We start from the raw sequence: 11,544 nt of genomic DNA, 5'->3' as shown, positions 1-11,544 counted from the left end.
GGGCTGGCGATTGGCAAAGTGCTCCATGACCTTGGCTCGCTTGATCTGCACGTTGACGATCTCACCCGTGCCCATGTCCACCGTGTGCAGCTGAAAGACCTGCTTAGCGATGTCCAACCCGACGACCACCTGGCCGTTCATGGTGCCGATGATTTGTCCCGCATTCATGCCTGTATTACGATTCACAGCGGATCCTCTGTGGTGTTTGTGAAGACCTCGGTCTATCACGCCTTGGGCACTTCGATGCCGTATCCATCAGAGGATCCACCCGTTTCCTGGGCGCGGCTCTTGGTGATCAATGGGTGCTCCATCTCTGCATTTCAATTTCCTTCCCCTTCGGGAGGGAGGCATCCATAGCATCTCAAGCGATCATCAAGTGATGGCAACACAGGTCAGACCGTGGTTGGCAATGCCCGATGCATACGAAGCACGCAAAGTGCGACACAGCCGTTAGGGGCGCCAAGCAGCACATCCCATCAGGGACTGCGACGACAACGTCGCGCTGAAGTCCGAATGTACGGGTGCAATCTTTCCTTCGAGCCATCAAGATGAAAACTTGGCAAACCGGGGGCGTCCATGTACGTATACATGCGTGTAGACCGTTTCCCATCATCGACGAGAGCTTGCAAAAGGCGCCGGGTCCATATATGCACCAGAGCCGAGTCGATCACGCCGGTCTTGTGTCTCACGCGTCGACAAGAAAGCGCTCGACGAGACAGGTCCAGTACGCAGCACCGATCGCAATGTTGTTGTCGTTGAAATCGTAGCCCGGGTTGTGCACGTGGCAAGCGCCCTCGCCGTCTCCATTGCCGATGACGAGATAGCAGCCCGGCACTTTCTCCAGCATGAACGAGAAGTCCTCGCTCGCCGAGAGCGCCGGCCCCTGCAGCTCGGTGTGATTGGCGCCGACCAGATCGAGCGCGACTTCGCGCGCAAACGCCGTCTCCTTCGGGGTATTGACCAGCACCGAGTAACCGCGCCGATAGTCGACCTCCGCGCGCACGCCGAAGCTCCCAGCCTGGGCGGCGATCAGTGCCCGGATGCGCTGCTCAAGCAGCGCGCGCATTTCGCGGGTCAGGGCGCGCACGCTGAGCTCGAGCCGCGCCGAATCGGGAATCACGTTATTCGCCTGGCCGGCATGCAGCGAACCGATGGTGACGATCGCCATCTCCATCGGATCGGCGTTGCGCGAGACGATGGTCTGCAGCGCCATCACGATGCTCGCCGCGGCCACGATCGGGTCGGCCGTCTGATGCGGCATGGCGCCGTGCCCGCCGACACCGTGCAGCGTGATCGTGGCGTAGTCCGACGACGCCATCATCGGTCCCTCGCGGAACACGAGGCGTCCCTGGGGCACGCCGGGGCCGTTGTGCATCGCGAACACCGCTTCGCACGGGTACTTCTCGAAAAGGCCCTGCTCGATCATCCGCAGCGCGCCGCCGGCACTCTCCTCCGCCGGCTGGAAAATCAGGTTCAGGGTGCCGCTGAACTCACCGTGCCGGGCCAGATGGTGCGCCGCGGCGAGCAGCGTCGCCGTGTGGCCGTCGTGGCCGCAGGCATGCATGATTCCCGGCCGGCCGCTTGCGTAGCGAAGGCCGGTCTTTTCCTCGATCGGCAGCGCGTCCATGTCGGCACGCAGGCCGAGTCGCTTTGCGCCGCGGCCGCGCTTGAGCTGGCCAACGACCCCGGTACCGCCCAGACCGCGCTCGACCGCATACCCCCATTGCTGGAGCTTCTCGGCGACTAGGTCACTGGTGCTGAACTCCTCGAACGCGAGTTCGGGGTTCTGATGGATACGGTGACGGATCCCGATGAATTCATGGGCCTGTTCGCGCAAGGCGCTGAGGTGTTGAGCGGGAGTAATCGGCATGGGCTGAGTTGGAGTCATTGAACGTCGAAACGGATCAGGGCCGGCGCGCCATGCTCGCGGGCAGCTTGCGCCATGGCAGGTCGGCCGGCTCCGCCGCCATAGGACCGGGCGCCTTGGCGACGAGGATCGCCTCGGCGATCGGCGCAAAGTCGGCACGGAAATGGACCGAGCTCTTGTTGACGAGAATCTTCATGCGCTCCGGATCGACACCGACGCAACGGAACAGCTCGCGGTCGAGCATCTGCGTCTTCGCGCTCGCGACGACGACAAACACGCCGTCGATCTCCAGGCACGCGGTCGGCCCGAGCTCGACGCTCGGCTCCATCGCCATGGGGCCTTTCAGCGCGACATGCCCGTCGCTCAACGCATGCACCCTGAAATCGCCGTGCAGCGGTGCGTCGCTGCGCGCTCCGGTGAACGTGGGCACGGCGGCGCCGAGCGACAGCGACAGCGTCGCGCCCACGCCGACGGCATGAGCGGCCGCGGCAGCCGTCGGGTCCCACAGCAGGCCGAGCGCCACCTGCTGCGGAAAGCGGCGTCCCGCGCCTTCGGAGATCAGCGCATGCAGCATGCCGGTGGTGTTGCTGTCAGCGCCGGCGCCGGGGTTGTCTTGGGTGTCGGCGATGACGACCGGGCGCACCGCGCCTTCGGCGATCGCGAGCGCGCGAGCGACCGCCGGACGCGGCGCCAGCACGTCGAGCCGCCATTGCGAGCGCGGCTCCACGATGCGCGCATGCAGTCGCAGGACGGCGATCTCGGCCCCTTCGCCGTGCGCCCAGACAACAGGTCCGCAGGCCGCGATGTCGGCCGCCGGGAAGCCCATCGCAAAGCTCAGCACGACGTCGTGAGCCTCGTCCAGCGCCTCCAACTCACGATAGATCGCCGCGGCGGGATCGGCCATCGTCGTCTGCGCATTCAACGGCAACAGGAACGGCACGCGCAGCGTATGCATCGTTTCGCGTTTGCCGCGTGCGAGGCGCTGTTCGAGCAGCCTCGCCGCGCGCCGACCGGTGTCCGCCATGTCCACATGCGGATAGGTGCGGTAGGCCACGAGGGCGTCCGCGCCATCGAGCATCCTGCGCGTGACGTTGGCGTGCAGGTCGAGGCTCGCAACGATGGCGACCTGCGGGCCGACCAGCGCTCGGATGCGCGACAGCAGTTCGCCCTCGGCGTCGTCGTGGTGCTCGGCGACCGCGGCGCCGTGCAGGTCGAGGTAGACGGCATTCAGCGTGTCCGCGTCCCGCGCATCGCGCACGTCGTCGCAGATCACGCCCGCCAGGCGCTCGAAGGCGTCACGCGTGACGTGCGCCGACGGCGTCGCGCCGGCCCAGCACGAGGGAATCAGCGTCCAGCCGCGCTCGCGGGCAGCGCTCATGAAGCCCCCGATCGGAATGTTGCCGGCGGACAACCGCTCGACCATCGCCTGCCCCTGAACGAACGCCGGAAAGGTCTCGCCCCGATTGAATGCGGCCCAGTCGGCGCGAGTGGACGCGAAGGTGTTGGTCTCGTGCAGAAAGCCGCCGATCACGATGTGACAAGTCATGCGCGCACACCCGGCGCTCCCGGCGCTGCCGTTGCATCGCTGCTGCCGAACGCGAAGCCGCGCCCTGGCGCGGCCGCGAGCAGGGCCTTAGTGTAGGGATCGCTCGGCGCGAAGAACACGTCGCCGACAGGACCCTGCTCGACGATGCGCCCACGCTGCATCACGATCACGCGGTCGCAGATCTGGCTCGCGACGCGCAGGTCGTGGGTGATGAACAGGATGCCGATCGACAGGCGCTGCTGGATGTCGTTCAGCAGGTCGAGAATCTGCGCCTGCACCGACACATCGAGCGCCGACACCGCCTCGTCTGCGATCAGCACCTGGGGCTCGCAGGCGAGTGCGCGCGCGATCGAGATGCGCTGGCGCTGGCCGCCAGAGAACTCGTTCGGGTAGCGGTGCAGTGCATCGGGCTTCATGCGCACCAGCCGCATCAGGTCTTCGGCGCAGGCCCACGCCTCGGCGCGAGGCATCCCGAAATTCAGCGGCCCTTCGATGATGGACGCGCCGGCCGTCTGGCGTGGATTCAGCGAACGGTACGGGTCCTGGAACACGACCTGCACCCGACGGCGAAACGGAGACAGCGCCCGGCCGCTGAGCCCGGCGACCGACATGCCGCCAGCGACGATGTCGCCGCTGCTCGGCTCGATCAGCCGCGCGATGCAGCGCGCCACGGTCGATTTGCCGGAGCCCGACTCGCCCACGATTCCAACCGTCTCGCCCGGATGAATGGTCAGCGATACCTCGTGCGCCGCATGCACGACACGGCGTGTGCCGGGCCACGCGCCGCTGACATAGGTCTTGCTGACCGCACGCGCGTCGAGCAGCGCAGCGCCGCCGGGCAATGGCGCGCGTGCATGGCGGCCGAGTTCGGGCACCGCGGCCAGCAGCATCTGGGTGTAGGGCTCGCGCGGTGCGCGCAGCACTTCGAGCTTGGCGCCCTGTTCCACCATGTGGCCGAGCTGGAGCACGACCACGCGGTCCGCGATCTCGGCGACGACGCCGAAGTCGTGCGTGATGAACAGCACCGCCGTGCCGTTCTCACTTTGCAGCTGCGCGATGAGCTTCAGGATCTCTGCCTGCGTCGTCACGTCAAGCGCGGTCGTCGGTTCATCGCAGATCAGCAGCGCCGGCTTCAGGATCAGCGCCATGGCGATGACGATGCGCTGACGCTGCCCACCGGACAGCTGATGGGGATAGGACGCCCAGATCCGCTTCGGCTCGGGTAGCTGCACGTGCTCGAAGATCGCCAGCACCCACGCGCGTCGCTGCGCCGCCGACAGCCGGGTGTGCTGGCGCAGCATCTCGTCGACCTGGTCACCGCAGCGACGCACCGGGTTCAACGCCGTCATCGGCTCCTGGAACACCATCGCCATCGCGGCGCCGCGTCGGCTTCGCAACTGTGGCTCACTCAGCTGAAGCACGTCGTCGTCGTGCAGCAGGATGCGTCCGCTCGATGCCCTCAGGCCCTTGGGCAGCAGCCCCATCGCCGCATGCGCGATGACGGACTTGCCGGACCCCGATTCGCCGAGCAAGCAGACCGTCTCGCCGGCGCGCACGTCAAAGCTGATGCGCTGGACCGCGAACGGCCTGTCGGCACCGCCCGGCAGGGCAACGCAGAGTTTCTGCACGGAGAGCACCGGACGCTGGCCCGGCGTCACTTCAAACGAAGTGGATGACATATGCTCACTCTCCCCGCTTGCTGAACTTCGGGTCCAGCGTGTCGCGCAGCCCGTCGCCGAGGACGTTGACCGCCAGCACCGTGACCGCGAGGAACAGGCCAGGGAACAGCACGTTGTGCGGATACTGGTTGAACTGGATGCGGCCCTCGGCCATGATGTTTCCCCAGCTCGGGATGTCTGCCGGCATGCCGACGCCAAGGAAGGACAGGATCGCCTCGACCAGGATCGCTGAGGCGCAGACGTAGGTGGCCTGGATGATCAGCGGCGCGATCGCGTTCGGCAGGATGTGGCGCGTGATGATCTTCCAGGTCGGCGTATCGAGCGCGATCGCTGCTTCCACATATGGCTCCTCGCGGATCGAGAGCACGACCGATCGCACCAGGCGCGCGACGCGCGGGATCTCGGGCACGGCGATGGCGACGACGATCGTCGCCAGGCTGGCGCGCCAGACGGCAACCAGCGTGATCGCGAAGAGGATGCCGGGGATCGCCATCACGCCATCCATCAGGCGCATCACGATACCGTCCAGCCGCCGGAAGTAGCCGGCAGCCAGGCCGACCGTCATGCCCAGCACGATCGCGAGCGTGGCGACCGCGATGCCGACCGCCAGCGAGACACGCGCGCCGTACAGCACGCGGCTCCAGATATCGCGCCCGAGGCTGTCGCTGCCCATCAGGAACCAGTGCGGAAAGCTGTCGCCGGCCAGGCTCATGAACTCGGCGTGCGTGCCCGGCAACAGGTTCGCGCTGCCCGGATCGATCAGTGTCGGGTCGATGGTGCCGAGCCAGGGTGCGGCCACGGCCGCGGCGACGAGCAGCGCCAGCGCGATGCTGCCGGCCCGCACGGCGCCATTGCGCAACGCGCGGCGCCACAGCGGGAGTCGCCTGCGCTCGCGGGGCGGCGCGAGGTCGCCATCGGCGTCACCGAAAGTACCGTCCACTACGAGCGGCGGCGTGACGAGCGATTTCTGGTTCATGGGCTGTCGCGTTCAGTAGCGGATGCGCGGATCGAGCAGCAGGTAGCTCAGGTCGACCAGCAGGTTGATCAGCACGTAGATGAGGGAGAAGAACAGGGTGATGCCCTGGATCAGCGGATAGTCGCGCGACAGCACGGCGTCGACGGTCAATTGACCGAGGCCGGGAATCGCGAAGACCGTCTCCGTGACGACGACGCCCCCGATAAGCAGCGCGACACCGATGCCAATCACCGTGACGATCGGCACTGCGGCGTTGAGAAGCGCGTGCCGCACCAGCACGTGGCGCTCCGAGATTCCCTTGGAACGAGCGGTGCGGATGTAGTCCTCGGTCATTGCCTCTGCGACCGCCGCGCGCGTCACGCGCGCGATCAGCGCGACGTAGATGATCGACAACGTCACGGCCGGCAGGATCAAATGGCGCAGCCACGGCCACAGGCCACCATCGATCCGCGCATAGCCCTGCACCGGCAGCAGTCCGCCCTTCAGCGCGACCGCCCAGATCAGCACATAGCCGATCACGAAGGTCGGGATGGAAAAGCCGAGCACCGAAAAGCTCATCAACGCGCGGTCGAGCCAGCCGCCGTGCCGCCAGGCGGCGAGGATGCCCAGCGGCACGGCCACGAGAACGGTGAGGACGAGCGTCAGCCCGGCCAGCGAGAGCGTCGGCTCAATGCGCTGGCCGATCAGCGACACGACACTCTGCTTGAGAAACAGCGATTCGCCCAGATGGCCGCGAACGACCTGGGCCGACCATTTGAAAAACTGCACCGGCAGCGGCTGCTCCAGACCCAGTTCGACGCGCACGCGCGCGATGTCGCTGGTGGAGGCGTTGTCGCCGACGATCAAGGCCGCCGGATCGCCAGGAGCGAGTCGAGTCATCAGGAACACGATCAGCGCGACGACGATGAGCACCGGCACGGTGGACGCAAGGCGGCGCAGCAGGAATGTCAGCATGGCGGAATCTTTCCTGTGAGATCAGACGACTCAGTCGGTCTTCTTGATGTTCCAGAACACATTGACCGGGGCCGTCAGCACGCCACTCACCACGCCGCGGCGAACTACAGACAGCGTCTTGAATTCGCCGATTGGCGCGAACAGGCCGCTCTCGTAGGCCTCGAGCTGGATCTCCTCGGCGAGATGCTTGCGAGCCGCGACGTCGGTGGTCGCGACGAACTCGCGCTTCAGCTTCTCGAGCCGTTCATCGCTCGCCCAGCCGAACCAGCCCTTCTCGCCGTTGCCGGTCAGCGGCGCAAAGTACATCGGGTTCATGGTGTCGCTGGCGCCCCAGCCCGTCATGAACAGATTCCAGCCGCCCTTGTCGGCCGGTTCCTTCTTCGCCCGACGCATCAGTAGCGTCGGCCAGTCCATCGCCTGCATGTCGACGTTGAAGCCCGCCTGCTTCAGCAGTTGCGCCAGCACCGGCGGCAGCTTGTTGAGCAGGGTGAAGTCGGCCGGGTACATCAACACCACTGGCTTGCCGTCATAGCCGGCCTCCTTCAGCAGCTTCTTCGCCTCCTCGAACTGCGGCTTGCCGGTGAAGAACGCGGTCTTGTCGGACGCCAGCGGCGAGCCGCAGGGAAAGATCGACGTGCAGTCGCGGTACAGGTCCCGGAACACCAGTTGCGCGCGCAGCATCGCCTGCTGGTTGATCGCCATCAGCGCTGCCCTGGCGATCTTCGGGTTGTCGAACGGGGGCACCAGGTGATTGAGGTGCAGGAAGTAGGAGCCCGGGACCGTGGCCTCGACCATGTCGAGCTTCGGATTCGTGCGCAGGGTGGCGTAGTGCTCGGCCGGAAGCCAGGACAGCATGTCGATCTCGCCGTTGGTGATCGCGCTCGCTTGGGTCTGCGCGTCTTTCAGGATCACCCACTCAACACGGTCCACATAGACGCGCTTGCCGCCTGCGGTGCCTGACGGCGCTTCGCTGCGGGGCACATAGTGCGTGTTCTTGACGTAAACGACCTTCTCACCCGGGCGGAATTCGTCCTTCTTGAAGATGTACGGGCCGGAGCCGGTGTAGTCGTCGATCTGCTTGTCGGCGGGCGTCTCGGCCACGCGCCGGGGCATGATGAATGCTGGGCTGCCCGACGGCTTGGCCAGCGCCTCCAGCACCATGCCGAAAGGCTCATTGAATACCATGCGGAAGCTGTGCTCGTCGACCGCTTCCAGCTTGTCCATCACCGCGAACATCTTCTGGCCCAGGCTGTCGCGCTTGCCCCAGCGCGTGAGCGATGTCACCACATCCTGCGCCGTCACGGGCGCTGCATCGTGGAACGCGAGGCCGCGGCGCAGGGTGAAGGTCCAAGTCTTCGCGTCGGCGGACATCCGGTAGGTATCGACCATCTGCGGTTGCACCTTGCCGGAGGCATCCAGTCCGAACAGGGTGTCGTAGATCATGTAGCCGTGGTCCCGGGTCACGAAGGCCGTGGTCCAGATCGGATCGAGGATCTTCAGATCCGTTTGCGGCACGATGCGCAGGACCTTGCCCGGGTCTTGCGCCGAGGCTGCGACGGCTGCCAGCGCGAGCAGCGCGGCGCCGACGAATCGAACGAAGGAGAAACGTGACATGGCGTCTGCCTTTGGGTGAGGGGGAAAAGTAAGGAAGCGAACTAGGGAAAACCAGCGGCACCGGCTCAGGCAACCCGATGCGCTCTCAAGCGCAGGAGGTGCTCTTCGACGCGGGCCACGATCTCGTCGCCGGACTTGGTCAGCTTCTGCAGGCAGCGCTCGAACACCGCCTGTTCCTCGGCGGTCAGCGCCGAGCGGAATGTGGACTCCGCGAAGCGGCCGATGGGCTCGGCGCTCATCACCGTGTCCACGCCCACATCGGTCAGCTCCAAGTTGATCTGGCGCGCATCCTCGGCGCCCATCGATCTCACCACCAGGCCACGTCGCACGAGCGCCGTAATCGCCTTGGAGGCCAGCGTCTTCTCCAGATAAGTTCGTTCGATCAGGCGCGTCAGCGTGAGGCCGGGCTCGCTGCCGATGAAGCGCAGCAGACGCACCTCTCGTAGGGTCACGCCGCACTCGCGCTCGTAGATGCTCGACGCCTGCGACTTCACACGCTCGTTGACCACGTCAAGTGCGACGGTCACGTAGTCGAGTTTGAGCTTCAACGGCTTGCGCGAGGTCGCGGAGGACTTCTTATGAAGTGACGTATTCATTAATTGATGCTTGCAACTAAAAGGATGGTAGCGGCCGCCACGGAGCCGACCAACAGGGGTAAACACCGAGGTCGGACACGTTTCCCTTGTTTGATCTGCGTCGGCTTTGCTGATAGCCTCATTTCGGTGGAGTATTCACCTAATTCAATATTCACCATATGAAGAAACTTGGCAGGCTGCGCAAGCCATTGAAGGTCAAGCTCGACTACGTGTCAGTCCTGCTCGACATCGTCAACGACCGCGTCAAGGCGGCCGGATCGGAGATCTACGAGCGCGAGTGTGGCGTCAACGTGCGCCAGATGCGGGTGCTACGTGCCGCCGCCCACGAGCCCGGAATGACTCGAGCGCGCCTGATTGAGCACGTGTACCTGGAGAAGACACTGGCCTCCAAGACAGTGACCGAACTGGTACGCCGCGGCTTGATGTCACGTACCGTCGGCGCGACGGATGCGCGCCAGATCTGCCTCGAACTCACCGACGAAGGCGAAGCCATCGTCCTGCAAGCCGAACCCATCGGACGCCGCCTGGAAGCCACCGCGCGCGGGCTGCTTGGCGAGCATCGCTTCGACACCTTGATCGGGTGCCTGCAGCAGCTGGCGCAGTTCGGCGAGGACGCCTCGGCGGATGTCGAGCGGCACCTGAAGCGCTCCGCCGGCAGGCGCGGGCGCTGACGCTTTCACCCCCGTGACCCGACCATGAAAAGGAAATCCATGCGATATCGAATCTTTGGGCGCGCTACCTGCGCAGTGTTGCTTGTACTGGCCGCTGCCGTTGCACCGGCGCAGGATGCGGGCACCGTGCTGCGCGTCGTTCCACCAGCGGAATTGAAGATCCTGGACCCCGTGTGGACCACCTCGTCCGCCACGCGCAATCATGGCTACATGGTCTACGACACGCTGTTCGGCACGGATGCCGATGGCCACGCGCAGCCGCAGATGGTCGACAAGTACAGTGCCAGCCCCAACCGCAGGACCTGGGAATTCACGCTGCGTCCCGGGCTGGCGTTCAGCGACGGCGCGCCGGTCACCTCCCAGGACGTGATCGCCTCGCTCACCCGCTGGGGCCAGCGCGATGCCATCGGCCAAAGGATGTTCGCGGAAATGGACAAACTGCAGGCCATCGACGCCAACAGTTTTCGCATGACCTTCCGGCAGCCCTTCGGCCTGGTCGCGGAGGTGCTGGGAAAGACGTCGGCGAACGTGCCGTTCATCATGCCCAAGCGGGTCGCACAGACGCCGGCCGACAAGCAGATCGACGACCCCATCGGGTCCGGGCCGTTCGTGCTGGACAAGGACGCCTTTCGACCCGGCGATCGCGTGGTCTACCTTCGCAATGCGAAGTACAAGCCGCGGCCCGAGCCGGCCTCCGGCACCGCCGGCGGCAAGCGCGTCCATGTCGACCGCGTCGAGTCGGTCGCGCTGAAGGACGCGCAGACGCAGGTCAGCGCGCTGCTCAACGGCGAGATCGATGTCATCGAGTACGCGCCGGCCGAACACTACCCTACGCTGCGCACGGATGCCAGGACCGAGCTGGTCGACGTTCTCCCGCCGCAGATGATGACGGTGCACTTCAACCACCTGGTGCCGCCATTCAACAACCCGAAGGTCGTTCGGGCGGCGCTGCTGGCCATCAACCAAGAGGCGATGCTGCGCGCGCAGGCACCCTACCGCGACCTGTACCGGCCCTGCACCTCCATCGCGCCGTGCGGCGCCGCAACCGCCGCCGGCGATGCGCCATGGTTCACCGGCAAGCCGCAGTTCGAGCAGGCCCGCAGTCTCCTCAAGGAGGCCGGCTACGACGGCAGGCCGGTGGTGCTGATGCAGCCCACCGATCAGGTGCTGCTGAACAAGTATCCGCTGGTCTATGCACAGTTGCTGAAGCAGGCCGGCTTCAACGTCGAGGTGCAGTCGATGGACTGGGGCACGCTGATCTCGCGGCGCGCTCGCAAGGAGCCGACCGACAAGGGCGGCTGGAACGTCTTCATCACCGGCTGGTCCGGCAGCGATGCGATCAACCCGCTGTTCTATCCTCCGCTGACCGGCAACGGCGAGCAAGGCTACTTCGGCTGGCCGAGCGACCCTCAGCTCGAGAACCTGAAGACCCGCTTTCTCGCCGCCTCGGATTCGGCGGAACGTCAACGTGTGGCCTCGCTGATCGGACAGCGCGCACTGGAGGCCGGCGTGATCGGCCCGATCGGCGAGATGAACGTTCTTACCGCCGTCCGGCGCGGCGCACTCAGCGGCCTGCTCAAGGGGCAGCTCGGCGTGTACTGGAACGTACGCAAGAACCCTGTCGGCACCAGGAGCGAATGA

General features: G+C 65.7%; 9 protein-coding genes and 1 pseudogene. 2 read left to right on the top strand and 8 right to left on the bottom strand.

Annotated elements, in window-relative coordinates; genetic code table 11:
* From AC1DNF_RS27105 to AC1DNF_RS27070, 8 genes and pseudogenes are all read right to left on the bottom strand, one after another.
* Nucleotides 1–186, bottom strand: a pseudogene (locus AC1DNF_RS27105) (IS110 family transposase); the annotation flags it as partial.
* A gap of 499 nt (nt 187–685) precedes the next feature.
* Nucleotides 686–1,870: a M20 aminoacylase family protein gene (locus AC1DNF_RS27100; RefSeq protein WP_478151745.1), complete on the bottom strand. Its 1,185-nt coding sequence runs from the start codon at nt 1,868–1,870 to the stop codon at nt 686–688.
* 34 nt (nt 1,871–1,904) lie between these two features.
* Entirely contained in the window at nt 1,905–3,413 is a 1,509-nt protein-coding gene (locus AC1DNF_RS27095) for a M81 family metallopeptidase (protein ID WP_478151744.1), read from the bottom strand.
* Nucleotides 3,410–5,092, bottom strand: a complete 1,683-nt coding sequence (locus AC1DNF_RS27090) for an ABC transporter ATP-binding protein (RefSeq protein WP_478151743.1) — start codon at nt 5,090–5,092, stop codon at nt 3,410–3,412. The genes AC1DNF_RS27095 and AC1DNF_RS27090 overlap by 4 nt, the downstream gene beginning before the upstream one ends.
* Before the next feature lie 4 nt (nt 5,093–5,096).
* The gene (locus AC1DNF_RS27085; RefSeq protein WP_478151742.1) at nt 5,097–6,068 is read right to left on the bottom strand and encodes an ABC transporter permease; all 972 of its coding nucleotides are present in this window, start codon (nt 6,066–6,068) and stop codon (nt 5,097–5,099) included.
* Nucleotides 6,069–6,080: 12 nt separating this feature from the next.
* Nucleotides 6,081–7,022, bottom strand: coding sequence for an ABC transporter permease (locus AC1DNF_RS27080; RefSeq protein WP_478151741.1), 942 nt, complete (start codon nt 7,020–7,022; stop codon nt 6,081–6,083).
* Nucleotides 7,023–7,052: 30 nt separating this feature from the next.
* Nucleotides 7,053–8,636 (bottom strand): ABC transporter substrate-binding protein, encoded by a 1,584-nt coding sequence (locus AC1DNF_RS27075; RefSeq protein ID WP_478151740.1) that lies wholly within the window; start codon nt 8,634–8,636, stop codon nt 7,053–7,055.
* A gap of 65 nt (nt 8,637–8,701) precedes the next feature.
* Complete coding sequence (locus AC1DNF_RS27070; RefSeq protein ID WP_478151739.1) at nt 8,702–9,232, bottom strand: MarR family winged helix-turn-helix transcriptional regulator; 531 nt, start codon at nt 9,230–9,232, stop codon at nt 8,702–8,704.
* Nucleotides 9,233–9,390: 158 nt separating this feature from the next.
* On the opposite strand from AC1DNF_RS27070, the gene AC1DNF_RS27065 reads away from it, so the two are divergent.
* Together AC1DNF_RS27065 and AC1DNF_RS27060 are read left to right on the top strand one after the other, a co-directional pair.
* Nucleotides 9,391–9,903: a MarR family winged helix-turn-helix transcriptional regulator gene (locus AC1DNF_RS27065; protein ID WP_478151738.1), complete on the top strand. Its 513-nt coding sequence runs from the start codon at nt 9,391–9,393 to the stop codon at nt 9,901–9,903.
* A 39-nt stretch (nt 9,904–9,942) separates the two neighbouring features.
* A complete protein-coding gene (locus AC1DNF_RS27060) occupies nt 9,943–11,544 on the top strand; it encodes an ABC transporter substrate-binding protein (protein WP_478151737.1) in 1,602 nt (533 codons plus the stop codon).

Source organism: Variovorax sp. 01T432 (assembly GCF_056398605.1).
This window is presented reverse-complemented; position numbering and strand designations above follow the sequence as displayed.

What these genes read in the sequence shown, in the direction of transcription:
- AC1DNF_RS27100 (WP_478151745.1), bottom strand. Translation starts at nt 1,870, where the DNA reads ATGCCGATTACTCCCGCTCAACACCTCAGCGCCTTGCGCGAACAGGCC.
- AC1DNF_RS27095 (WP_478151744.1), bottom strand. Translation starts at nt 3,413, where the DNA reads ATGACTTGTCACATCGTGATCGGCGGCTTTCTGCACGAGACCAACACC.
- AC1DNF_RS27090 (WP_478151743.1), bottom strand. Translation starts at nt 5,092, where the DNA reads ATGTCATCCACTTCGTTTGAAGTGACGCCGGGCCAGCGTCCGGTGCTC.
- AC1DNF_RS27085 (WP_478151742.1), bottom strand. Translation starts at nt 6,068, where the DNA reads ATGAACCAGAAATCGCTCGTCACGCCGCCGCTCGTAGTGGACGGTACT.
- AC1DNF_RS27080 (WP_478151741.1), bottom strand. Translation starts at nt 7,022, where the DNA reads ATGCTGACATTCCTGCTGCGCCGCCTTGCGTCCACCGTGCCGGTGCTC.
- AC1DNF_RS27075 (WP_478151740.1), bottom strand. Translation starts at nt 8,636, where the DNA reads ATGTCACGTTTCTCCTTCGTTCGATTCGTCGGCGCCGCGCTGCTCGCG.
- AC1DNF_RS27070 (WP_478151739.1), bottom strand. Translation starts at nt 9,232, where the DNA reads ATGAATACGTCACTTCATAAGAAGTCCTCCGCGACCTCGCGCAAGCCG.
- AC1DNF_RS27065 (WP_478151738.1), top strand. Translation starts at nt 9,391, where the DNA reads ATGAAGAAACTTGGCAGGCTGCGCAAGCCATTGAAGGTCAAGCTCGAC.
- AC1DNF_RS27060 (WP_478151737.1), top strand. Translation starts at nt 9,943, where the DNA reads ATGCGATATCGAATCTTTGGGCGCGCTACCTGCGCAGTGTTGCTTGTA.